21 protein-coding genes and 1 other annotated feature are annotated in these 23,069 nt (G+C 48.3%); of the genes, 15 read left to right on the forward strand and 6 right to left on the reverse strand.

Annotation, left to right across the window (positions count from 1 at the left end; all coding sequences use genetic code 11):
* The first annotated feature begins 24 nt into the window (after nt 1-24).
* The 3 genes from WFI24_RS05540 (at nt 25) to WFI24_RS05550 (ending at nt 2,956) form a co-directional block, all read left to right on the forward strand.
* Nucleotides 25-933, forward strand: coding sequence for an ABC transporter ATP-binding protein (locus tag WFI24_RS05540; RefSeq protein WP_145320554.1), 909 nt, complete (start codon nt 25-27; stop codon nt 931-933).
* Entirely contained in the window at nt 926-1,717 is a 792-nt protein-coding gene (locus WFI24_RS05545; protein ID WP_336759367.1) for an ABC transporter permease, read from the forward strand. Before WFI24_RS05540 ends, WFI24_RS05545 begins: the two co-directional genes overlap by 8 nt.
* A gap of 165 nt (nt 1,718-1,882) precedes the next feature.
* Entirely contained in the window at nt 1,883-2,956 is a 1,074-nt protein-coding gene (locus WFI24_RS05550; RefSeq protein ID WP_336759369.1) for an AI-2E family transporter, read from the forward strand.
* A gap of 137 nt (nt 2,957-3,093) precedes the next feature.
* Here WFI24_RS05550 and WFI24_RS05555 read toward each other — a convergent pair whose 3' ends face one another.
* Nucleotides 3,094-4,440 (reverse strand): hemolysin family protein, encoded by a 1,347-nt coding sequence (locus tag WFI24_RS05555; protein ID WP_336759371.1) that lies wholly within the window; start codon nt 4,438-4,440, stop codon nt 3,094-3,096.
* A 366-nt stretch (nt 4,441-4,806) separates the two neighbouring features.
* Here WFI24_RS05555 and cls point away from each other — a divergent pair, with 366 nt between their 5' ends.
* Both cls and WFI24_RS05565 read left to right on the forward strand, forming a co-directional pair.
* A complete protein-coding gene (gene cls, locus WFI24_RS05560) occupies nt 4,807-6,246 on the forward strand; it encodes a cardiolipin synthase (RefSeq protein ID WP_336759373.1) in 1,440 nt (479 codons plus the stop codon).
* 349 nt (nt 6,247-6,595) lie between these two features.
* On the forward strand, nt 6,596-7,504 hold the full coding sequence (locus WFI24_RS05565) for a YitT family protein (protein WP_336759375.1): 909 nt from the start codon (nt 6,596-6,598) through the stop codon (nt 7,502-7,504).
* Nucleotides 7,505-7,559: 55 nt separating this feature from the next.
* Here the strand turns inward: WFI24_RS05565 and ligD are convergent, their stop codons facing one another.
* From ligD to ku, 4 genes are all read right to left on the reverse strand, one after another.
* Nucleotides 7,560-8,450, reverse strand: coding sequence for a non-homologous end-joining DNA ligase (ligD, locus tag WFI24_RS05570; protein ID WP_145320543.1), 891 nt, complete (start codon nt 8,448-8,450; stop codon nt 7,560-7,562).
* Nucleotides 8,451-8,522: 72 nt separating this feature from the next.
* Nucleotides 8,523-9,473: an ATP-dependent DNA ligase gene (locus WFI24_RS05575; RefSeq protein ID WP_336759377.1), complete on the reverse strand. Its 951-nt coding sequence runs from the start codon at nt 9,471-9,473 to the stop codon at nt 8,523-8,525.
* A 241-nt stretch (nt 9,474-9,714) separates the two neighbouring features.
* The gene (locus WFI24_RS05580; protein ID WP_336759379.1) at nt 9,715-10,584 is read right to left on the reverse strand and encodes a VOC family protein; all 870 of its coding nucleotides are present in this window, start codon (nt 10,582-10,584) and stop codon (nt 9,715-9,717) included.
* 294 nt (nt 10,585-10,878) lie between these two features.
* Entirely contained in the window at nt 10,879-11,790 is a 912-nt protein-coding gene (gene ku / locus WFI24_RS05585) for a non-homologous end joining protein Ku (protein ID WP_336759381.1), read from the reverse strand.
* A 406-nt stretch (nt 11,791-12,196) separates the two neighbouring features.
* On the opposite strand from ku, the gene WFI24_RS05590 reads away from it, so the two are divergent.
* The 7 genes from WFI24_RS05590 (at nt 12,197) to WFI24_RS05620 (ending at nt 18,387) form a co-directional block, all read left to right on the forward strand.
* Nucleotides 12,197-12,493: a hypothetical protein gene (locus tag WFI24_RS05590; RefSeq protein ID WP_186327780.1), complete on the forward strand. Its 297-nt coding sequence runs from the start codon at nt 12,197-12,199 to the stop codon at nt 12,491-12,493.
* A 4-nt stretch (nt 12,494-12,497) separates the two neighbouring features.
* A complete protein-coding gene (locus WFI24_RS05595; RefSeq protein ID WP_145321463.1) occupies nt 12,498-12,674 on the forward strand; it encodes an H-type small acid-soluble spore protein in 177 nt (58 codons plus the stop codon).
* A gap of 221 nt (nt 12,675-12,895) precedes the next feature.
* On the forward strand, nt 12,896-13,378 hold the full coding sequence (gene tsaE / locus WFI24_RS05600; protein WP_336759383.1) for a tRNA (adenosine(37)-N6)-threonylcarbamoyltransferase complex ATPase subunit type 1 TsaE: 483 nt from the start codon (nt 12,896-12,898) through the stop codon (nt 13,376-13,378).
* 2 nt (nt 13,379-13,380) lie between these two features.
* The gene (tsaB, locus tag WFI24_RS05605; protein WP_336759639.1) at nt 13,381-14,229 is read left to right on the forward strand and encodes a tRNA (adenosine(37)-N6)-threonylcarbamoyltransferase complex dimerization subunit type 1 TsaB; all 849 of its coding nucleotides are present in this window, start codon (nt 13,381-13,383) and stop codon (nt 14,227-14,229) included.
* Nucleotides 14,230-14,246: 17 nt separating this feature from the next.
* Nucleotides 14,247-14,768 carry a ribosomal protein S18-alanine N-acetyltransferase gene (gene rimI / locus WFI24_RS05610; protein ID WP_145320528.1) on the forward strand — a complete coding sequence of 174 codons (522 nt, stop codon included), beginning with the start codon at nt 14,247-14,249 and terminating at the stop codon, nt 14,766-14,768.
* Nucleotides 14,765-15,820 (forward strand): tRNA (adenosine(37)-N6)-threonylcarbamoyltransferase complex transferase subunit TsaD, encoded by a 1,056-nt coding sequence (tsaD, locus tag WFI24_RS05615; RefSeq protein ID WP_336759384.1) that lies wholly within the window; start codon nt 14,765-14,767, stop codon nt 15,818-15,820. The genes rimI and tsaD overlap by 4 nt, the downstream gene beginning before the upstream one ends.
* Before the next feature lie 513 nt (nt 15,821-16,333).
* Nucleotides 16,334-16,673 (forward strand) — a binding site (T-box leader).
* A gap of 154 nt (nt 16,674-16,827) precedes the next feature.
* Nucleotides 16,828-18,387 (forward strand): 2-isopropylmalate synthase, encoded by a 1,560-nt coding sequence (locus WFI24_RS05620; protein ID WP_336759385.1) that lies wholly within the window; start codon nt 16,828-16,830, stop codon nt 18,385-18,387.
* A gap of 635 nt (nt 18,388-19,022) precedes the next feature.
* On the opposite strand, the gene WFI24_RS05625 is transcribed toward WFI24_RS05620, so the two are convergent.
* The gene (locus tag WFI24_RS05625; protein WP_336759386.1) at nt 19,023-20,981 is read right to left on the reverse strand and encodes an ABC-F family ATP-binding cassette domain-containing protein; all 1,959 of its coding nucleotides are present in this window, start codon (nt 20,979-20,981) and stop codon (nt 19,023-19,025) included.
* 287 nt (nt 20,982-21,268) lie between these two features.
* Here WFI24_RS05625 and WFI24_RS05630 point away from each other — a divergent pair, with 287 nt between their 5' ends.
* The 3 genes from WFI24_RS05630 to WFI24_RS05640 are packed head-to-tail and all read left to right on the forward strand — an operon-like array spanning nt 21,269 to nt 22,949.
* Entirely contained in the window at nt 21,269-21,907 is a 639-nt protein-coding gene (locus WFI24_RS05630) for a 5-formyltetrahydrofolate cyclo-ligase (RefSeq protein ID WP_336759388.1), read from the forward strand.
* 15 nt (nt 21,908-21,922) lie between these two features.
* On the forward strand, nt 21,923-22,426 hold the full coding sequence (gene moaC, locus WFI24_RS05635) for a cyclic pyranopterin monophosphate synthase MoaC (RefSeq protein WP_336759390.1): 504 nt from the start codon (nt 21,923-21,925) through the stop codon (nt 22,424-22,426).
* A 37-nt stretch (nt 22,427-22,463) separates the two neighbouring features.
* Nucleotides 22,464-22,949, forward strand: coding sequence for a MogA/MoaB family molybdenum cofactor biosynthesis protein (locus tag WFI24_RS05640; protein ID WP_017690080.1), 486 nt, complete (start codon nt 22,464-22,466; stop codon nt 22,947-22,949).
* Nucleotides 22,950-23,069 lie beyond the last annotated feature (120 nt).

A 23,069-nucleotide genomic window follows, 5' to 3' on the forward strand; every position in this document is an offset into this window, starting at 1 on the left:
CTCGTCCATGAAGGAGGGGATTGAATGCAGCAGGAGCCGGTCGTCCGGATTCAGGGCGTCAGCAAAATCATATCCTCCCGATCATTGGTCAGCGACCTGACTCTGGATATTTCTCCGGGGCAGGTTTTTGGTTTTTTAGGACCTAATGGCGCGGGGAAAACAACGACGATTCGAATGATGGTTGGACTGATGTCCATTAGTAAAGGCGACATTTTGATCTCGGGACACAGTGTGAAGGATGAGTTTGAACAGGCGGTGGCCCAGGTAGGAGCCATTGTGGAAAATCCGGAGATGTACAAGTTTCTGACCGGGTACCAGAATCTCGTTCACTTTGCCCGCATGTCGCCGGGAGTTACGAAAGAACGGATTGCGGAAACGATTGAACGTGTGGGGCTTACGGCTCGGATTCACGATAAGGTCAAAACCTACTCACTGGGTATGCGCCAGCGTCTGGGTGTCGCACAAGCGATATTACATAAACCGAAGTTGCTTGTTCTGGATGAGCCGACCAATGGTCTGGATCCCCAAGGCATACGGGAACTGAGAGATTATTTGCGTCAGCTTACCCAAGAGGAAGGCATTACGGTATTCGTATCCAGCCATCTGTTGTCGGAGATGGAACTGATGTGTGACACCGTGGCAATCATCCAGAACGGCAAGTTGATTGATGTGAGAAACCTTCGGGCTGAAGCCGGTTCGGATGCATTAATTGAAGTTGCTTTTGAGCTGAATGATGCTGACCGCGCTGCGGATCTGATTCAGGGTGCTACGGTACAGGGCAATGTCCTGGTGATGCGGGTGTCTCGTGAGCAGATTCCGGATATCAATGCCAAACTGGTTAGCGAAGGGTTTCAGGTATACGGTATTCGCAACGTGACTCATACCCTGGAAGAACAATTCTTGCAAGTAACTGGGGGTGGAGGCATTGGGTAGTTTCGGTAATCTGATATTAAATGAAAATATGAAAATTTTCCGTCGTCCCCGTACCTGGATCATGTTATCAATTCTGGCGCTGATCTCGCTGTTAATGCCAGTGTTACTTCGAGAAGGAATGGGGTCCAATGAAGTCTTGTACTGGGAAGTGGCTGTGACGACCATCCAGATTACGTTTTTCCTGAACACGATCTTCTGTGTCGTGATTGCAGCGGAATCGGTCGCAGGCGAATTCACCTGGGGAACCATTAAGCTATTGCTGATCCGTCCATGGTCACGAAGCAAAGTGCTAGCTTCCAAATACCTGACTGTAGTTGGCTTTAGCATTTTGAGTACATTGCTGGTCATCGTGATGGCGATGTTAACGTCCTATATTCTTTTCTCGCATGATGCTCCGGGTGGAAGCAGTAGTCCGGCTACGAATGCTCTGACGCTATGGGGATATCTGTACGTCGATCTGTTCATTACGCTTGCGATTGCCTTCATGGTTTCCTCCGTATTTCGTTCAGGCGCACTTGCGATTGGATTATCCTTGTTCATTATGTTCTCGCAAAGTATCTTCTCACTCATATTCAATCCGGACCGTTATGAGTGGGCCAAGTATGTTCTATTCAACAACATGGATCTTAGCAAATACATGACCTCCGGGGCGGATTTTGCGCTAATGGGTGGTCCGAGTGCAGGAATGACGCTGGGTTTCTCCATTGCAGTTCTCGCCGTGTATTATATTATTTTCATGGTGATTTCCTGGGTAGTATTCAGCAAACGAGATGTGGCAGGCTAACGCCTGCTTCTTTTTTTTGCTCAATTCTGCTTTGAGAAGAAAAAAGTGTATATTCGGCATCGGCTGTGGCATGACTGTCATTTAAGGGTACTTAGTAAATGACTAGATATACATATCACCGCCGCAGTCACTTTGGCAGAGCAGCGCATGGAGGGATCACGTTTCTTGATAAACAACAAGTTCTACCGCATATGCACAGCGATTATTCTGCTGCTGCTCATCGTGTATCTGGGGGATAAAGTGAATTTTATTTTCAGACCCCTGACCTCACTGATTCACATCATCATCATTCCGCTACTGATTGCTGGTTTTTTCTATTACCTGCTGCGCCCGCTCGTCGATTATATGGAAAGGCATAAGATCAAGCGTGCCCTGTCGGTTCTGATTATTTATGTCGTGATTGCATTAATGCTTGCAGGTTTCAGTGTGCTCGTATGGCCTTCACTGCGTGAACAACTGATGAACTTTGTTGAGAATGCTCCAGCGTTGATTGCTTCGCTCAGCGATCAGTTGGTTGGACTTGAGAATAATCGTTTCATCGCCAAGTATCTGCCGGAGGACTCCGATCTGTTCGCGCGATTATCAGATTATCTGAGCCAAGGAATCACTCAGGTCACTGATTATGTCTCCGGGTTATTCTCGGTGGTATCCAATCTGGTTATTATTTTGGCAACGTTCCCGATCATGCTCTATTACATGCTCAAGGAGGGAAGCAAGTTTGGGACGAATCTAACCTTGTTATTGCCAAGACATTATCGCAAGGATGGAGAAGAAACCGTCCATGAGATCGATGAAGCCCTAAGCAGTTATATCGTCGGCCGGGTTATTGTTAATGTAGCCTTGGGGATTCTGATGTACATCGGTTTTCTCATCTTAGGTTTGCCTTATGCATTGCTGCTGACCGTCGTATCCATTATCCTAAACTTTATTCCTTATGTGGGGGCTTTGCTGGCAGCGATCCCGGTCGTTATTGTCGCGTTTATTGAATCACCTTCGATGGCGATCTGGTCACTGGTTATTATTGTGATCGCACAGCAAATTCAGGATAACCTGATCTCACCTTACGTGTATGGCAAGCAGCTCGATATACATCCACTGACTACCGTTATCTTGCTTCTCGTAGGTGCCGATCTGGGAAATATCTTGGGCATGATTATCGTGATTCCGTTATATATGATCCTGAAAATTATCGTTCGCAAAATCCATTATCGGATTGTCGAGGATAAGACTGAACTCTGAAAAGAATCTGAAATACAACTCTGTCATGTGTTTCCACTAATGTTGGCTCTTGAATCACATAATATATAATAAGAAGAGCACTTACCCATTTAGGTAAGTGCTCTTCTTATTATATAAAGTTGCTTTATTTAGCCCAATTAGGCCTTTTTCTCATCTTCGTCAGTGTAATCAGACATGGTCAGTGGTTCCTTGGGAACAACGGCCACTTTGTAGAACCGATTCTTGTCTTTTTCCAGCAAAACAAAGATTAGATTCTCGAACTCATATTCTTCCTGTTCGTTCATCTCGGGACGATGGCTGTAGAGCCATCCACCAATGGTGTCCCACTCATCTGCATCCAGGCTGGACATGAACATGTCGTTCACCTTCGATAAGGAAACCTTGCCATCCATAATGACATAGTTCTCATTGATGACCTGAATATCCTCGACTTCGTCCGCGTCGAACTCGTCTCGAATCTCACCAACAATCTGCTCAAGTACATCCTCGATAGTTACAATTCCGGAAGTACCTCCATATTCGTCCACCAGTACGGCAATGTGAACGCCATCTTTCTGCATTTTCTTGAGCAAGTCCTTTACAGGAGTTGTTTCGTGAACAGCCGATACAGGCTGAATCAGGGAAGACAGATCGACAGGTTCATCATTTCCGTAAAGTTCCAGGAAGAATTGCTTCGTATTAATGATTCCGATAATATCGTCTTTACTCTCATTAACTACTGGAAAACGGGTATATTGTTCTTCACGAATGATCTCCAGGTTTTCCTCATTCGTTCTATTCACATAAAGGCAGACCATATCGGTCCGGGGTACCATGATTTCTTTGGCTAACATCTCATCAAAAGCAAAGATCCGGCTTACATAACCGAACTCAGCTTGGTTGATTTTACCACTTTCAAAGCTTTCATTAATAATGATCTGCAACTCTTCTTCGGAGTGTGCATCTTCATGTTCAGAAGCAGGTTTGATTCCGAACAGTTTCACCAGTTGGTTCGCTGAGCCGTTTAACAGCCAGATAAAAGGATACATAATTCGGTTAAACCAGATGATAGGTGTAGACGTCAGCAGTGCAACAGTCTCGGCTTTCCGGATTGCAATCGTTTTTGGAGCGAGTTCACCAACCACAACATGCAGATACGTGATGGAAGCGAACGCAATGACAAACGATAAGAATGAAGAAACCGCCTCAGGAATTTGCATGCTTTCGAACACAGGGTGGAGAATCTTCTCTACCGTCGGTTCACCCAGCCAGCCAAGTCCCAGAGATGTGATCGTGATTCCAAGCTGGCAGGCAGACAAATATCCGTCCAGATTGGCAACGGCTTGTTTAACAGCCAGCGCACGCTTGTTTCCTTCTGCAATCATTTGGTCGATCCGGCTCGGTCGAACCCGCACCAGAGCGAATTCCACTGCAACAAAAAACGCTGAAAGTCCTATCAAAAAAGCAACCAATACTAAATTTAACGCATACCTCTCACTGTCCATTCACTACTGTTCTCCTTTAAGTAATAAGTTTTTAACGAGTATTATATCTAATTTTACGTAAGAAGACCACCTCCCGACAAAGAAAAGAGGAAGAGTCTGGAAGCGAAAGGGAGCAGATTGCTGTTACCATGCGGTTCTGTTCCATCATTAATCTGATATGTAGAAGGGAACACAGTCAGAATATACAACCAAGGATTAGAAATTATGATTACCAGAAACAAGTATTCCGTAAGCTTATGTAAAGTTTTATCTAAGTAAACGTTACGAACAGGGCAGACATTGGGTATCTATGATTAGCTGTAGGCTTAATCGTCAAAGCTGTGTAAGTGAGGAAAACGAAGAGATTGACACCAAGGGGGAAGCCGAATGTTTTGGCTGGTCATCATATTAATCATATTCATTTTTCAGGCAGCCACCATTTTAATCTTGGAGTTCAGGAACCCGTCAAAAGCGGTTGCTTGGCTATTTATATTGTTTTGTGTACCTCCAATTGGTTTTGTTGTGTATTACTTTGTGGCACAGGACTTTAACAAACGGAAAAAGGTTCGTAAAGCAGGGTCGAGAATTTTCAGAGAAATTCGGGAAACGATTTGGGAGCAGGCTTACATTGTGGAAAAGGCAACAGACATGCCGGAGAATCGCTTTATGCACCAACAGCGGTTATTCAACCTGTTGTCTCATCTGTCGGAGAGTCCTATAACGGGATGTAGCAGAAGTCGAGTGCTAACCAATGGCAGAGAGGCCTTCCCGGCCATGTTGAAGGAGATGGAGAAGGCGAAGCATCACTTGCATGTGGAATTTTACATCTTTCGGGATGATGCCATCAGTACCAAGTTTCAGGAAGTGATGATCCGCAAGGCACAGGAGGGAGTCAGGGTCCGGTTTATCTGTGATGGATTGGGGAGCCACAAAATGAGCAGGGGGTTTATCCGTGAACTCCAGGACGCTGGCGTTGAATTCCATTACTTTCTTCCTCCACTGATTGCCACTATTGATCGAAGGGTGAATTACCGGAATCACCGTAAAATTATTGTCGTGGATGGAAGGGTAGGATTCGTTGGCGGCATTAATGTGGGGGATGATTACCTTGGGAAATACCCGAAGATAGGGTTCTGGCGGGATACACATGTGCAGCTTGAAGGGGACGCCGTATATTTCCTGCAAAACACATTTCTGAACGACTGGAAGCTGGCTTCGGGTGAGCAGATCACTAAATCTCAATTGATAGATCTCTTTCCACCCCATATATGCAGTGGTCAGGAGCGAATTCAGATCCTGGCCAGTGGGCCTGATCAGGACTGGGATGCCATTCAGGAAATGTGTTTCGGTGCCATCTCCGTAGCCTGTGATCGCATCTATATTACGAGCCCTTATTTTATTCCGGATCCAGCACTGTACGAAGCACTCAAAACCGCCGCAGTCAGCGGTGTTGACGTTAAAATTATTATTCCATACCAGTCTGATTCACGTCTTGTTCATCTCGCATCCGTCTCCTACGTGGAGGAATTGCTTCTGGCTGGGGTAGAGTTTTATCAGTACCGAAAAGGATTCATACACGCCAAGGTCATGATTGTGGATGAACTGCTCGCCACCGTAGGGACAGCCAATATGGATATGCGCAGTTTTTTCTGCAACTTTGAACTGACAGCCGTGCTGTTTGAGTCCTCCTCGATGGATCGGCTGGTGGCGGATTTTGAACGTGATCTTTCAGTATCCAGCAAGATCGACCTAAAGGTTTTTCAGGGCCGCTCACGAGGGCAAAAAGGGGCAGAAATACTTTCTCGGATGCTTTCTCCGCTTCTTTAGCCGATTTAGGCCAGATTTCTGAAGATAAGTTCACTTTTTGTGAATTTATCTTCTTTTTGCTAACTATTTTGCTCAAATTTGATCTTTTATGATATAATAGATATATAAATCATGTCTTGGCGAAGGAGGGGAGTCTGCGGGAAAACAGGCTCCCTTTTGCTCTCTTTTGAAAGTGTAAACCGGAATTAAGACAATCTTGAATCCATTTCATATAGCCTTTAGGTGCTTGTGCTCGTACTGACAGGGTACGTATAGAATCCATTTTTTGTTCTCTATATGTAAGTTCCCCGTGGAGTATTTAAATGATTTATGAAATGGATTCACATACTGATCCAACGGGGGGGATACCATGTCCAATGTAACGGTTAAAGAACTGACATCCAAGCCTGACCGGGGCGTCAAAAGCTCGGTGTTTACATTAAAGTTGCTGCAACGTATTGTAATGATTCTGATTGGTGCTGCACTGATGGCTGTATCACTTGAAATATTCCTTGTGCCCAATGGCGTCATTGATGGGGGAATTACAGGGATTTCGATTATGGTGTCAGAGCTAACGCATCTGCCACTCGGAGTATTCCTGACCTTGCTCAACTTGCCATTCCTGATTCTGGGTTACAAACAGATTGGTAAAACATTTGCGTTATCCACATTGCTGGGGATCGTGGTGATGTCCATCGGGACTGCGTTGTTGCACCACGTGCCTGCATTAACACCAGGAGAGCCATTGCTCGGAGCTGTATTTGGCGGATTGATCCTGGGTGTGGGGGTTGGACTCGTGATTCGTTCAGGTGGTTCACTGGACGGTACGGAGATTGTGGCCATCCTGCTGAGTGAGAAGTCACCGTTGTCTGTAGGACAGATCGTATTGTTTATTAACGTATTTATTTTCGCAGGAGCAGGATTTGTATTCGGTTGGCCGAATGCCCTGTATTCCATGATTGCATATTACATTGCGATGAAGATGATTGATATCGTGAATGAAGGACTAGATCAGTCCAAATCGGTATGGATCATTAGTGAGAAGTATCGTGATATCGGTTCAGCCCTGACAGACCGTCTTGGTCGTGGTGTGACTTTCCTCGATGGAGAGGGCGGATTCAGCGGGGACGAGAAGAAGATCATTTTTGTGGTGATTACCCGACTGGAAGAAGCGAAGCTGAAGACCATCGTTGAAGATTGGGACCCGCAAGCCTTTGTGGCTATCGGTAACATTCATGATGTGAAGGGCGGACGTTTCAAGAAAAAAGGCATCCATTAGCGATCCTCATACGCGTGAATAATAATAGCCGACACCCTTGTAATGAGGGAGTCGGCTATTTTTTCTTCAAGTGCTTGAGAATATGCTCAACGGGTTGGGGGTCAACGGCTGCGATCAAATCACCTGTTGTATTCAGTCGTTCAATAATGTTCATCAGATGATAATCCTGAATGGAGACATTCTTACGAACCTCATCCCAGGTCAGTGGAGTAGATACAGTGGCGCCGGATTTGGCTCGTGGCGTATAAGGAGCTGCCAGGGTTTTGCCACCGTAATGCTGAAGGTAGTCAAAATAAATCCGGTCTCCACGGTCTTTTTTGAGTCGTTCCAGTGTGAACAGATCCGGGTGCTTCTGAGTGACATATTTGCCTACAAAATAACCGATATCCCGCAATTCATCAAAGGTTACACCCTGAACAATCGGAACGATAATCTGAACGCCTGTGGCGCCTGAAGTTTTGGGGATGGACCGCAGACCAAGGGAAGTTAGGGTTTCGCCAACGATGAGTGCAGCTTGCATGATCCGGGGTTCATGTTCCTGAGAGGGGTCCAGATCAATCATCCATTCACAGGGCAGAGTGCTTCCGATCGCATGCAGGGAAGGATGGAATTCAAGTGCAGCCAGATTGCCAAGCCATAACAATTCGGGTAGACCATTCATGACCACATAGCGGATACCGTCATGTACCTCAGTCCGAACGTAATCCGGGACAGGTTCAGGAGCATTTTTTTGATAGAAAAATGTCCCTCCAGCACCGTGAGGATACCTTATGGTAGTGAGCAGTCGATTGCTTGTATACGTGAGCAGATACGGAGCCAGGGCAGCCAGCTTTTGCAGATAGATGGCTTTGGTGACACCCGCATCCGGCCATAACAGCTTGTCCGGGTTCGTGACCGTTAGCTCAGTGCCTTCTATTATGATGGTTCCTTGGATCTTGGGGGCCATAACAGAACACCTCCTATATGCTTAATGAATTATTGAAACATGGGCTGAAACACGAGTGCAGCGAACTCTTCATCATGGAAGAAGCTGGTTCGCCAGGCAATCCTCGCGGGTTACATCCGCGAAGGTCTGAATACTGGGGTGACGCAACGTGCGATGATGTGTCAGTTCCATATATTGAACTTTCACACCTATTCGTGGTTCAACCCAGGTGGTCTCCGCACTGCGCTCAGGTATATTATGGAATGGCCTGTCCTGCCTGATCAGAGGTTCGATCTGATGCGTAAGTTCCCGCCATGTATTGGAATTGAGCTTGCCAGTCCCGACATGACCAATATAGACAAAATCAGGCCCATCATATACACCAATCGCCACGGCATTCACGATACCGCTCCGGTAAGTGACACCCCCGATCATGGCATATACATCATGCATGATTTTGACCTTCTGCCAGCGCTGATCTTTGCCCTGAATGCCGTAGCTGCTTGTTAGATCCTTGCAGACGATACCTTCCATCTGGTGCTGTCTCATGACCGTAAGCAGGGAAGCCGCATCAAGGGTATTTGTCACCTCTTGAACGTGTGGAGCCGTGTTAAGAACCTCGTGCAACAGACGTTGTCGATCGGCCAATGGCTGATCTGTGACCCAATTCCCCTCATAGAACAGGATATCAAATACCATATAAGTAACCGGAATCTGGTGTACAGCTTGGGCGATGCCTTCGGGCCTGCTCATACGATCCCGCCGCAGAACGTGATAAAACGAAGGTCTTCCGGTATCAGGGTCCAGTGCAATCACTTCTCCATCCAGAATATACGAGGAACCAGAGCATAGATTACGTGGTGTTACCAGCTCGGGATATTGTGCGGTACGTTCATGTAATCTGCGATTCACAAGGCGCAGCTCCTGCCCATCCTCATAGGCAAGCATGCGAACGCCATCCCACTTCACTTGAGCAATCCATTGCGGTCCTGTGGGTAAGGTATCTCGGGATATGGGTTCGAACGGAATCAACGGTTTGAACATGGAGAACTCCTTTCTCGTCCGGAGCATTAGAGAAACGAACAGCCTAAACATCATACGTCGATCATCCATATTTTTTTAATCTAACTTGTCGGAGTAGTCGTTAGGATGCACTAATGTGGACAGTCTTATAAAAAGCGAATGAAAAAGCCCGGGTATCCGATCTCTCTGTAATGTGGAGAAATCAGGTACTCGGGCTTGTGTTATGAAATTATCCATAATGATCGTGTGTGTCCTAACAAAATCAATTGGCAGCGGTTAGACGTACACGGATGTTCTGTGGGTCTACCGTAAACCAGGTATCCTGCACTTGTGTAACGGCTGCGCCGGATTGACGCAATTGCTCAAGTGCCTGTTCAACTTCTTCCTTTGTGGCGTAAACAATGGTGAAGTAGGCAATTCCCGTAACGTTATCCGGATTGATAGGTGCGTTCGAACCTGCCCAGATATTGAGTCCCAGATGGTGATGATAACCGCCTGCGGAAACAAACAGCGCAGACATGTTGGCGAAGTTGCCCACGATATCAAAACCAAGTATACCGGTGTAGAAGTTGCGAGACTCTTCGAGGCTACGGACATGGAAATGTACGTGACCAATGACTGTGCCAGCAGGCAGCCCCTGCCAAGGTTCATTCTCCGATAAGGCAAACAGACTTTCTACATCCACAGGATCACTTGCCATCACGTAATTATTGTCGCTATCCCGTTTCCAGGTATCACGTGCCCGGTCAGCATAGATCTCAATCCCGTTCTGATCGGGATCGGAGATATAGAAGGCTTCGCTGACGAGGTGATCGCCTTGTCCGATTTCGATACCGGATGCGGCCAGATTACGAAGAGCAAGACCCAGGGACTTGCGGTCCGGCAACAGGATGGCGAAATGATACAAGCCGGCGTGTGAGCGTTCAGGCAGGGTAATTCCATCCGTCAACTCTTCCAATCGCAGCAGGGAATGTTTTCCGTCGGCTGTAAATGTAGCTATTTTTCCACTCCGTTCCAGTAATCTCAGGCCAACCACATCGGTATAAAACTGGATCGAACGGTCAAGGTTCATAATTCGTAGACTCACTTCACCCAGATGGGTTGTGGCAGGGATTTGATACGTCGTATTCATGATTGTTTCCTCCTGATTATTAGATAATATGGCTAATCCTTAGATTCGTATATGAGTTGGAATTGGATTGTTGGATTGCACTTGGCTGAAGTGAAAGTGCAGGTTAATTGTATATTTATAAATAAGTTACTTTTCATAAGTTAATATAAAATATAAATCACCTTTCGTCAATCGTAATTGACAAGAATTGTTCCAATTCGTTCGGTTAAAACAAAAAAATCCGACTGCGAAGCCGGACCTGAGTTGGAACTCATTACATGGCATATAACGAAATCGTTCTTGCCTAAGCGACAATCAAACTTTTGGTTTCGGTGTGGCCTTTTTTCTTTTGGCTGGAGCAGGTGCATCGGATTCTCCCCCGGCAACAGCTTGAGCGGGCGCTTTACGTGGTGCACGTTTCTTGGGCTTGGCGGTTGTTGTCCCGGGGTCAGCTGGAATGGGCTTCACAGCCTCAATGCTTGCCTGCAACGCAGCCATCAAATCCATCACATTGGCTTCAGGTTTGGCTGGAGCAATCTTGATTTCTTCGCCTGCCACTTTGTGCTGGATAAGATCCAGCAATTTGCTGCGATAGTCATCGGTGTATTTACCGGGCTCAAAAGGCGTAGAGAGTTGGTCAATCAGTAGCTTTGCCATCGTGAGTTCTTTCTCGTTCACGTTCTGCACTTCTGGCAGGTTAGGCACCTGGGAGACAGGACGAATCTCGTCCGGATAGAAAATCGTCTCCATGGAGAGGCAGTCTTCCAGCACACGTATGGCAGCGAGACTGCTCTTCGAGCGGATGGAGATTTTGGCGATGCCAATTTTGCCGGTATCACGCATCGCATTCATCAACAGCTGGTAGGCATTACCCCCGGCCTGATCAGGCGATAGGTAATATGTTTTCTGAAAATAGATCGGGTCAATTTCAGTCAAGTCGACAAAATCCAGTATGGTAATGGTTTTGCTGGCGGAATCATTTAACGCTTCCAATTCTTCTTTCTCGAATAGAACGAACTTTCCCTTTTCATATTCATAGCCTTTGGTGATCTCTTCCCACTTCACATCCACTTCACAGGAGGGACATTGACGAACATAAGCGAGCGGACTGCCGCAGACTTTATGGATGTAGCGCATGGAGATGTCTTTGTCTTCGGTAGCCGAGAACATTTTGACAGGGACATGCACAAGGCCAAAACTGATTGCACCTTTCCAGACGGTATGCATAGGACGGCTCCTTTCGAAAGGTTGTTCAAAAATTCCGCTTTTGATTACGAATCAGCTTGGCTGCATGATCAGCATCGAATATGAAATTCAGCCGAAATAAGCGGGAGGCTTACGAAGGTTGTTTCCTTTGGAAACATTGTAGCTGCTCACGTAGTTTGCCTACGCTCCGCTGCTCCATTTCTAGCTTTATTCCATCTTCTCGGTACTGAAAACCGGAATTTTTGAACACGGATTTATATTCAATAGTATGGGCATCTGGCGCGAGGGATAATCGTCTTCTGAACGAATGAATTCGTATGCTTCGGCGAGACTCGGGGATGATAACAGAAACATGCTTGAATTCCGACAGGAAGATGGGCATGGGATAGGTAGTCATTCTCACAGCACATATGCCGGGAGGTGCAATATGAAGAACAGACGGGATGAGGAAGAAGCTCACAAGCATGCATTTTCTCCATATCCTCTTGCCGAAGCCGAAAGCGCTGAAGAATTCTATACACCTGCTACAGCTGTGAATTGGGAAGCGGTCACTTCGGAAGAATTACCTCTTGACCGGGAGTCGTTCATGCTCGACATTGACCGGATGGTGAATGAAGGGTTAGGCGGGGGACAAGTTACGGAAGATAACGGTTATATTGGTGATAGCACAACAGACACCATGATTAGGGAAGACCACGAAGATCCGGAAGGGGAGTATGAATAAAATGATGGATGCAAAGCGCGCCAAGGCGATCTATGATTCGAAGGATACCATTGCTGTTACGCTGGAAGGCGATCCGGTCTGGATCGAGAGTGTGGATGAAGCGAATGGCATGGCAACCGTTCAGGTGGGCAGTAACCCGGGAAATACCCATACGGTACGTGTCGATCGTTTGGAGGAGTAGTGACAGGTAGCGTGCAGTCATGGAGAAATCGTTGAATCAATGTTAACCAAAAGAAACGCATCACCTGGCCGGTACCGAGAGGTGCCGGTTTTTTTGTTGTACCCGTTAATGAACGTTTGTCATCCGCTTGGTTCCTTCGATGTTGCGGGGGAAGAAAGGGACCGATATAATAAGGTTCAAAGTGATCTCAGGCGGCTGGACCGCCAAAGGTGGGGCGTATATTGAATCAGACGCACGAGCAGTGGGTGTATCAATCCCATGGCATTGCAGATACAGAATTGCTCGCGTCCGCACTCGCCAGACTGGCAAACGCCGGTATGGTGATTGCTCTGGATGGTGATCTGGGCGCGGGAAAAACGGCATTTTCACAGAAATTTGCCTGGCATTTGGGTGTACGTGATGTGGTGAGCAGTCCCACATTTACGTTAATTAAGGAATATGAAGGGCGTCTGCCCTTGTATCACATGGATGTATATCGCATTTCGCTGGAAGAAGCGGATGAGCTTGGACTTGATGAATATTTCTATGGAGCTGGAGTGAGTCTCGTGGAATGGTCGAGTATCATTCCCGAATTGCTGCCGCAAGAGCACTTGCATGTGCAGATTGAAACAACGGGCCTAGAGGATCGAACGATTACACTGGATGGGTACGGCGAGACTTATGCAGCCATGTGCCGACAGTTCAGACAGAATGGAGTCAAATGATGATGGAAGATTTACAAAAAGAGCCGCGTCAGCGGTTTTTGGCGTTGGATACGTCCACCGCAGTGATGGCAGCTTCGATGATGGAGGATCATGCGCTTCTGGAAGAACGCAATGAACGGGCCGAGCGTAACCATTCGGTACACGTTGTACCGGTGATGGAGCAGCTGCTGGCCGCCAGCAGCACACAGCCAGGGCAGCTGGACGGCATTGCTGTCGGCATCGGCCCAGGCTCGTACACGGGCATCCGCATTGCGGTGACCGCGGCGAAGACGCTTGCCTGGGCGTGGGACATCCCCGTAGCCGGGGTGTCCAGCCTTCAGGCCATCGCCTGGGGCGGCTGGCACAGCGGCCTCGCCGCCAAGGCGGAAGCTGCGGCAGAGGATGCCGCAGCAGGAGCTGGCGGAACGCCATCCGCGGACCAGGGCAGCACCTGTGCTGCCCCTGTCCACTGGATCGTTCCGCTCGTGGATGCACGGCGCGGTCAAGCATATACCGCGCTGTTTGCCTCCGCCGGGAGCGATGCGCCCCGGCGTCTGGCGCCTGATGCCATCCGCAAGATGGACGGATGGCTGGAAGCCCTCGCCGCCCGCATAGCGGAGGCGGCGCCGGAAGAGCGGCCCGCAGCCGTCTGGATCGTCGGCGAGACGGGCCCGCATGCTGCGGCAGTGGCAGAGCTTCGCTGCCCCGCAGGAACGGCGCTCCAGCTTGTACCTTATGAGCTGGAAGGCCGCTGGGTTGGGCGCCTTGGCGCCGCCGCGCTGCTTGCAGGTCAGCGTGATGACGTGCATGCGCTGGTGCCGAACTACACCCAGCTGTCTGAAGCGGAAGCCAATCTGCTGCGCAAAGACTGAAGGGGGAGGGGAAGCAGATGGACAACGTGGCGAATAACAAGCAGGAAGCAGCGCTTCAGTTCAGGTTCATGACACTCGCGGATATTCCCGATGTGATGGAGATTGAACATGAAGCCTTCACCCTGCCCTGGACGGAAGAAGCATTTCAAAATGAGTTGACACATAATCATTTTGCTAAATATATGGTGATGGAATTGGAAGGCAAGGCCATTGGTTATGCCGGAATGTGGACGATTATGGATGAAGCCCATATTACCAATATTGCAGTCAGGGGAGCGTATCGTGGACGCAAGCTTGGTGAAAAGTTACTGGACGAAATTATGAGTACAGCAGCTTATCTCGGCATGGAACGAATGACGCTGGAGGTCAGAGTCTCGAACATCATTGCCCAGCGTTTGTATCAGAAAAAAGGGTTTGAATCGGCGGGTCTTCGTAAAGGGTATTACTCCGATAATGGGGAAGATGCGATGATTATGTGGGCGAACTTGCCACCTGCAGGCCGGAGCGGCGAAGAGGAAGGAAGCGTACTGGATTCATGAACGAACTCAATGAAAAAATAAATTCTGCACCATCCTATATTTTGGCGGTGGAGACAAGCTGTGATGAAACATCGGTAGCTGTAGTTAAGGATGGACGAGAAGTGCTGTCCAATCTGATCTCAAGTCAGATCGAGACCCATAAGGCATTCGGCGGCGTTGTACCTGAAGTGGCTTCACGCAAGCATGTTGAAGTCATTACACTGATGCTGGAACAGGCTATTGAGCAGTCTGGCATTCGTCCACGTGATCTAAGTGCAATTGCCGTAACACAGGGGCCTGGGCTGGTTGGAGCACTGCTGGTGGGTATCGTTGCGGCCAAAACGATGGCGATGGCCCTGGGGAAACCTCTCATTGGTACACATCATATTGCCGGGCATATCTATGCCAACCGACTTACCCATGAATTGAAATATCCGGCTATGGCACTGGTCGTGTCAGGTGGACATACGGAACTCGTGCATATGGAATCCGAGGGTAAGTTCAAACTGATTGGCCGTACAAGAGATGATGCTGTAGGTGAAGCGTATGACAAAGTAGCGCGTGCATTGGGCTGTCCATATCCGGGAGGTCCGCATGTGGACCGGATGGCGTCGGAAGCGGAGAATGTGGTGCCATTACCACGGGTATGGCTGGAAGCGGGTTCGTACGATTTTAGTCTCAGCGGTCTGAAGTCTGCTGTACTGAATGCGCTCAATCAGGCTAAAATGCGCGGCGAAACATTGGAGCCATCTGCGGTTGCACGTGGTTTTCAGGAAGCTGTCGTTGAAGTGTTGGTGGAAAAAGCCGTGAGAGCAGTTCGTGAGTATGGTTCACGTCAACTGTTATTATGCGGTGGTGTAGCAGCTAATCGGGGATTGCGCTCGGCATTACAGGAGCGATGCACGAAGGAAGGGCTTGAACTGTTAATCCCGCCAATGGAATATTGTACGGATAATGCGGCCATGATTGGAGCTGCTGCTTATCTGAAATGGCAGCGAGGAGAAATCTCGGAATTTGATGCCAAAGCAGATCCGGGACTTTCTCTGGAGGAATGGTCCGTTAAGTCCATATAAACAGGCAGTTTGAGATTAAGAGTTGACAGCTTGGATGTGAAGAATGTATATTAGTTACAAATTTAAACAGGAATTCAGATTCCTGAACTGATAAACGCAATGAACAGGAACAGTAAGGTCATTCCCGGTCTTAGAGAGCTGCGGTGTGGTGCAACGCAGTCGAAGGAAACCTGAAACTCACCTGGAAGCGGAACGATGGAACACGGTGACTCCCCGGGAGAATCCGAAGGCCGATCATGGCCCAAAGTACATGGTTACGGGTTGCCTCCGTGAATGGGCCGTTGTCGGTAGGACTGTTATTACAAGGATTGACCGACAATAACTGAGGGGGCTTTCAGGCTGCTTCAAGTGATCCGGATATGCGAAAGCATTCAGGGGTCTCTTGAATGACCAGGAAGAAAGTCAACAAGAGTGGTACCGCGAAGGTGAACAGCCTGTCGTCTCTTGCATTATTGCATGAGGTGGCAGGCTTTTTTTGATATCTAAAAGGCTGAAGAAAGTTAGGTTCATAACATAAATGTGATGAACGGGAGCAGTAGAACGATAAAGCGCTCAGAGAGCTGCGGGGTGGTGCGACGCAGTGGCTGGAATCATTCGAATCTCGCCCGGGAACAGGGTTGTGGAAGCATGGGGACGATATTGCTCGTCCAGTTGTTCTAATGGACAACGTCATGTGATTACATAGCAACGGTTAACCTCCGTTATAGGGTGTTTCTCCGAATTCCAGTGGTGTTGTGCTTGCAGCACAATCCAGCGGATCTCGGAGACGACGAGGTGGATGGAGTCCGGCGCAAGCCTGGCCCATCAAGCGAGAGTGGTACCGCGGAGGGGATAATAACCCGCCGTCTCTTATATGAGATGGCGGGTTATTTGTGTTTGCTGCCGGCAGCAGGGTGGGCAATGGAATGAACCATATGGAGCTTAAAAGGTCAGGGTGTAAGTCGACGTACGCTCTGTTGTGATGAGGAACAGGATGACATTTTACAATTTGATGGAGGTTGATGAATATGACAACGACTAATAACAAACGCATGATTGAAATTTTTGATACAACGCTGCGTGATGGAGAACAGGCACCGGGAGCAAGTCTGCAACCTGAGCAAAAGATCGAACTGGCGCACCAACTGGCTTCTCTGGGTATCGACGTCATTGAGCCTGGATTCCCGATCTCAAGTCCAGGTGAGTTCGCGGCGGTTCAGGCGATTTCGAGACAGTTGCAGAATGTGGAGATCTGTGGATTCGCACGTGCAGTCAAAGGCGATATTGATGCAGCTGTTCAAGCTACAGCGGATGCAGCGCGGCGCCGAATTCACCTGTTTATCTCTTCTTCGGATATTCATATTGAGCATCAACTGCGTCGTCCGCGCAGTGAAGTGGTGGCTACGGCCCGTGAGATGGTGTCTTATGCACGACAGTTCACGGACATTGTAGAGTTCACCGCGATGGATGCGGCTCGGACGAAGATGGATGATCTGATCGAGATGGTCGAAGTAGCGATTGAAGCAGGGGCCAGCATTATCAATCTGCCGGATACCGTGGGTTATGCTCTGCCACATGAATATGGAGAGATGTTCCGCCGTGTACGTGAGGGTGCAAGAGGCGGCGATCAGGTTCGCTATAGTGCCCACTGTCATAATGATCTGGGCCTGGCCGTAGCGAATAGCCTGGCTGCCATTGCCAATGGTGCTTCACAGATTGAAGTGACCATTAATGGTATCGGAGAGCGGACAGGGAACTGTGCGCTGGAAGAACTGATCATGGCGCTGGAGACTCGGGGAGATGCGATTGGGGCGACATCCAACATTAAGCTGAACCAACTGTATGAGACCTCTCGTCAGATCAGTCGGGCAATGCATTTTCCGATTGCTTACAACAAGCCGGTGGTGGGGCGTAATGCATTCCAGCATGAATCCGGCATCCATCAGGATGGTCTGCTGAAGAATCGCAACACCTATGAGATTATGGACCCGGAAGCGCTGGGGATTCCACGCAGCATGATTATTCTGGGCAAACACTCTGGTCGTCATGCCCTGAAGGATCGGGTTCGCAAATACGGTTTTGAGCCGGATGAGCAACAGATGGAGCAATTGTATGAGGTGTTCAAAGAAACCGCAGACCAGCAAAAAGTGGTCAGTGACGACCAGTTATTGCAGATGGTTAGCCAGACCATGAATATTCCTGCACAGGATTACGAGCTGGTTGAATTGCAGGTGACGGCAGGCAGCATGACGGATCGAATGGCCGCCGTTCGCATTCGCACAAGTGCTGGAGAACAGTCTTACTCTGCCGTTGGCGGGGGCCCAGTGGATGCGACCATTCGTGCCATTGGTCAGAGCATTTCCGATGATATTGCATTTGTCGATATGGAGATGCATGCCTTGAGTGGCGGAGAGGGTGCAAGCGCAGAGGCGGTAGTTACTGTGGAACGTGCAGGACGTGAGTTCCGTGGAACGGCAACACATAATGATATCGTCATGGCTGCCGGACTTGCTTATGTAGCGGCTTGTAATGCTGCCGGGCTGAAGGCTGAGTCTTCCGAACATCATGAAAAAGAAGCACAAGCGTAAAACATCTTTGCCAGATCGCATTTGCATCAGCAATAGCAGCAATCGTGATTCGATGTAAATATGCATGGCATATAGTAAATAAATGACGGGCAGGCCTTGGACGACAGGGTCTGCTTTTGTCTTTTTATGGAGGAACAATGAGGAGGGGCCGAATGCGTTTGTCAAGGTGTGATTATAGTTATCCACATATCCAGTGTGAATTGTGGGTAACTACCGCAAAGTCAAACCAGTAATGTTTTCGAAACGAAAAGGGTTTAGGGGATAGAATGGTACCCTGCTATCCACAAAGTTGTGGATAACGTGGATAACTTGGTGGATAAATATGGTTTATGTGTGTAAAAGGCTATTCTACCGCTGTATAATTAAGCTTATTAATGTGCTTGCTATCTTGCTTTGCTGTGGATAAATGTGGAGGGGAAACCTATAAAAATATTTTACGTCATTCGAGTAAATTTGACAAATTCCAAAACGAGTTACCTGATGCACCCTGGATGAGCGTCCATTCCTAATGAACCTAGCTTTAATGTATCCATTCAATCTCAACAAAAAAAGCTGATCCCAATAAGGAATCAGCTGGTGGTATAACTATACTTGTCTGGACCGTCAAGCCATGGTCTGAGTCTGTACTATTCGTACTACTCCATGGCTAGTTCTTCCCACTCTTCATATGCCTTGGTGAGTTGTGTCTTGTGTTCCTCCGACTGTTGCTGGAGTTCTTGCAGCTTCATATAATCCTGATAGATTTCAGGCAGGGCCATCTGTGCCTCAAGTTCTGTAATCTTCGTTTCCAGCTCTGCAATCTGTTGTTCCAGAGCTTCCTGCTTGCGTTGTCGGTTACGCTCTTCACGCTTCGCCTGTTTTTCCGCTTCGAATGAAGCCGCTCCGGATTTTTCGGTTGTGGCTGTACTTGAATCCGATTTGGGTGAATTCTTGGACGAAGCCTGGCGTGCTTCGGCAGCTTCACGTGCAATGTCCTCAAGTTCCTGTTTTTTCTCCACATAATCATCATAATTACCGAGATAGTGTTCCGTGCCGCCTGGATGAAGCTCGACAATGCGTTCAGCCATTTTGTTGAGGAAGTACCGGTCATGGGAGATGAACAGCAGGGTGCCTTCATAGTCCATTAATGCCGCTTCCAGCACTTCTTTGGCAAACAGGTCGAGATGGTTCGTAGGCTCATCCAGAATGAGCATGTTGGCTTCCTTCAGCATCAGCTTGGAGAGAGAGACACGTGCTTTCTCACCGCCGCTGAGGGAGGAAATCTTCTTGAGCACATCGTCACCGCTAAATAAAAAGTTCCCCAGTACGGTCCGAATGCGTGCTTCTTCCATCCCGGGATAGGCACTCCACAGTTCTTCGAGAACCGTATTGGACGGATTGAGCCCAGTCTGTTCCTGATCATAATAGCCAATCTGCACTTTTGTTCCCCATTGGATCTCCCCGGTTACCGGACGTAAACTTCCGGTGAGGCACTTCAGCATGGTGGATTTACCAATACCGTTTGGACCAATCAGAGCAACCGTTTCCCCGCGCCGCAGATCGAAGGATACATTGCGGAACAATGGAGAAGCCTCGTCATAAGCGACAGACAGCTGATCCACACGAAGCACTTCTTTGCCGGACATAACGGCGGTTTCGAAGGAAAAGTGGGCTTTTTTCAAATCTCCCATCGGTTTATCAAGTCGCTCCATTTTGTCGAGGGCTTTACGACGGCTTTGCGCCCGTTTGGTCGTCGACGCACGTACGATGTTTTTCTGAACAAAATCTTCCATCTTAGAGATTTCGCCTTGCTGTTTCTCATATTGTTTCATCTGAGTTTCGTACTCGGCAGCTTTGAGTTCCATATAACGGCTGTAATTGCCGGTATATTTTTTGGAGCGGTGCCGTTCGATCTCGACGATGGTCGTTACGAGCCGATCAAGGAAGTACCGGTCATGAGATACCACGAGCAGTGCGCCTGAATACCCTCTTAGATAATCTTCAAGCCATGTAAGAGTGGCAATATCGAGATAGTTGGTAGGCTCGTCCAGCATGAGCAGATCAGGTGCCTGAAGCAAAATACGAGCAAGCGCAAGCCGTGTCTTCTGCCCGCCACTCAGTGTAGCGATGGGGGTATCTGGCGAGAATTCACCGAATCCCATCCCGTGCAGTACGCTGCGAATACGAGTTTCCATCTCGTAACCGCCATGGTCCTTGAACCAGTCGGAGCGTTTCGCATAACGTTCCAGCAGGTCCGCATACTTTTTCTCGTCTTCCATCTGGGCAGGGTCGGCAATATCACGTTCCATCTGACGCAAATCAGCTTCAGCCTGTGTCAGGTGAGCGAAGACGTTCATCATTTCTTCCCAGATGCTGCGATCGGATTGCAGCCCGCTGTTCTGAGCGAGGTAACCGAGCGTGGTTTCTTTGGACTTGAAAATCTGTCCTCCGTCATAGGACATTTCACCGGCTACAATTTTGAGCAAAGTGGATTTCCCTGCACCGTTTACACCAACGAGGCCGATGCGCTCGCGTTCTAATATTTGTAAGTTCACGCCGTCCAGGATTGGATCGACACCAAAACGTTTGATAATTCCGGATACTTGCAGCAGCATAAAATTAAGTTCCTCCATAGGTCCAGTTCTTGATATGACAACTATATCCCAGTTTACATGAAATACAGAGCAATTGCACCGATTGGGAACGCATGGGGCATGTAGTCTTTTTGATCAATCAATGATAAACTGAAAGAAGGCATGTTATTACATGAGGATTTTGCAGAAAATGAATCATTTTAACCATTTCAACAAGATGACACCTGGTCATAACATATAAATAGATAAATTGTTTTAAATGAGAGCTTTTTTCTACCTTCCCTATCAACAGGAGGTTATTCAAGGATATGCAGGATCATGCGGAACTGAAAAGTCAGCTTCGATCCAGACTGAGACAGAGCCGTGATCTGATGGATGCGAGTATGCGTCAGCAGGCGATGACTAAGATTAACGCTGGAATGAAGCGGGAGCTGGAGCGCCTTAGACAGGCCAAAGGCAAGGACGTGAACAGACCACTCGTCATATTCAGTTATTTGTCCTATGGAAGCGAGGCATCCACAGCTGTTCTGTTTCAAGAAGGCTGGAATCATGGAGATGTGATGTTAGCACCGAAAGTTTTGGCGAATCCACCTCGAATGGAACTGCGGCAAGTAACCGGGGAACAGGATCTGGAGCCAGGCATATGGGGGATACCGGAACCCAAGGATTCCTGTGAAGTTCTGTCAGCTGAAGATTGGCCGGATATCGATCTCGTATTGGTACCGGGACTTGGTTATGACATTCATGGTGGACGCATTGGCTATGGTGGCGGTTATTATGATCGTTTTGCCGAGACGCTTGCAGCACAATGTGCGATGACGGAAAGGAAACCGTTGATGGCTGCGATGGTATTACCGGGTCAGCTACAGGATGAGATTCCGATGGACCTGCTCGATCTGCGGATTGATCTGTTGATAACAACCGAAGGTATATTACATATCGAATAAAGGGTTGTGATGTGATTGAGTTCAGAAGCGAACAACGGCCAGCCTTCCGGTGGCAAACTGACCCACTTTAATGAACAGGGGCGGGCCCGAATGGTAGATATCTCGGGTAAGGAAATTACTGTGCGTACGGCTGTGGCTGTGACGAAAGTGACGATGAACCCGGAGACGCTGGAAGCGATTCGGGAGGGCCGGATCGGCAAAGGTGACGTTCTGGCTGTGGCTCAGATTGCCGGAATTCAAGGCGCGAAGAAAACATCGGACTGGATTCCAATGTGCCATCCTTTGGCATTGACGGGTGTGGATATTCGTTTTCATGATAACGGAGTGGATGAATTACACATTGAAGTCACTGTCAAAACCGAAGGCAAAACGGGTGTCGAGATGGAGGCACTCACGGCGGCTTCGGCTGCGGCACTGACGGTCTATGACATGTGCAAGGCGATGCAAAAAGATATGATTATCGGTCCAACCATGCTGAATTCCAAAAGTGGTGGCAAAAACGGCGATTACAGCCGATAAGCAATATTTATTTTCATAGAGGAGAAGGGTGATCTTTATGGTGTGGAGAACAGCAATCCTGACAGCCAGCGACAAAGGAGCCCGCGGGGAACGTGAGGATACCAGTGCACAAGTCATTCGGGAACTGGTGGAAGAAGAGCTGGGTGGTCAAATCGTGGAGTACCGCATCGTTCCGGATGAACCCGATGAGATTATTGCAGCTTTGATTGAGATGACGGATTATTTTCACGCCGATCTGGTGTTGACTACAGGTGGTACTGAGTTGGCTATTCGTGATATTACCCCCGAGGCAACCCGGCGCGTGATTGAACGGGAAGTTCCCGGGATGGCAGAGGCCATGCGATATAGTGTAATGAGCAAAAACCGTTCTGCAATGCTGTTCCGTGGTGTATGCGGTATTCGTGGACGGACATTGATCGTCAATCTGCCGGGTACACCGAAGGGTGTACATGAACATCTGGCTGCCATTATGGATCAGCTTCCAGAAGCGTTGCTGATGGTGACGGGTCAGTTCAAGCAATAAGCGGGTACGGACTTTCGAGCAAGATATCCGATTAGATACAAACCATTGTGGGTTGTTTAGGTGATATCTCTTATATGTGTATATTGTGGGTTATGTAAGTGGTTACATCTGTGGTATGAT

This window comes from Paenibacillus sp. USHLN196, from assembly GCF_037144955.1.
Lineage (GTDB): Bacteria > Bacillota > Bacilli > Paenibacillales > Paenibacillaceae > Paenibacillus > Paenibacillus xylanexedens_C.

What these genes read in the sequence shown, in the direction of transcription:
- WFI24_RS05540 (WP_145320554.1), top strand. Translation starts at nt 25, where the DNA reads ATGCAGCAGGAGCCGGTCGTCCGGATTCAGGGCGTCAGCAAAATCATA.
- WFI24_RS05555 (WP_336759371.1), bottom strand. Translation starts at nt 4,440, where the DNA reads ATGGACAGTGAGAGGTATGCGTTAAATTTAGTATTGGTTGCTTTTTTG.
- cls (WP_336759373.1), top strand. Translation starts at nt 4,807, where the DNA reads ATGTTTTGGCTGGTCATCATATTAATCATATTCATTTTTCAGGCAGCC.
- WFI24_RS05565 (WP_336759375.1), top strand. Translation starts at nt 6,596, where the DNA reads ATGTCCAATGTAACGGTTAAAGAACTGACATCCAAGCCTGACCGGGGC.
- ligD (WP_145320543.1), bottom strand. Translation starts at nt 8,450, where the DNA reads ATGGCCCCCAAGATCCAAGGAACCATCATAATAGAAGGCACTGAGCTA.
- WFI24_RS05575 (WP_336759377.1), bottom strand. Translation starts at nt 9,473, where the DNA reads ATGTTCAAACCGTTGATTCCGTTCGAACCCATATCCCGAGATACCTTA.
- WFI24_RS05580 (WP_336759379.1), bottom strand. Translation starts at nt 10,584, where the DNA reads ATGAATACGACGTATCAAATCCCTGCCACAACCCATCTGGGTGAAGTG.
- ku (WP_336759381.1), bottom strand. Translation starts at nt 11,790, where the DNA reads ATGCATACCGTCTGGAAAGGTGCAATCAGTTTTGGCCTTGTGCATGTC.
- WFI24_RS05590 (WP_186327780.1), top strand. Translation starts at nt 12,197, where the DNA reads ATGAAGAACAGACGGGATGAGGAAGAAGCTCACAAGCATGCATTTTCT.
- WFI24_RS05595 (WP_145321463.1), top strand. Translation starts at nt 12,498, where the DNA reads ATGGATGCAAAGCGCGCCAAGGCGATCTATGATTCGAAGGATACCATT.
- tsaB (WP_336759639.1), top strand. Translation starts at nt 13,381, where the DNA reads ATGGAAGATTTACAAAAAGAGCCGCGTCAGCGGTTTTTGGCGTTGGAT.
- rimI (WP_145320528.1), top strand. Translation starts at nt 14,247, where the DNA reads ATGGACAACGTGGCGAATAACAAGCAGGAAGCAGCGCTTCAGTTCAGG.
- tsaD (WP_336759384.1), top strand. Translation starts at nt 14,765, where the DNA reads ATGAACGAACTCAATGAAAAAATAAATTCTGCACCATCCTATATTTTG.
- WFI24_RS05620 (WP_336759385.1), top strand. Translation starts at nt 16,828, where the DNA reads ATGACAACGACTAATAACAAACGCATGATTGAAATTTTTGATACAACG.
- WFI24_RS05625 (WP_336759386.1), bottom strand. Translation starts at nt 20,981, where the DNA reads ATGCTGCTGCAAGTATCCGGAATTATCAAACGTTTTGGTGTCGATCCA.
- WFI24_RS05630 (WP_336759388.1), top strand. Translation starts at nt 21,269, where the DNA reads ATGCAGGATCATGCGGAACTGAAAAGTCAGCTTCGATCCAGACTGAGA.
- WFI24_RS05640 (WP_017690080.1), top strand. Translation starts at nt 22,464, where the DNA reads ATGGTGTGGAGAACAGCAATCCTGACAGCCAGCGACAAAGGAGCCCGC.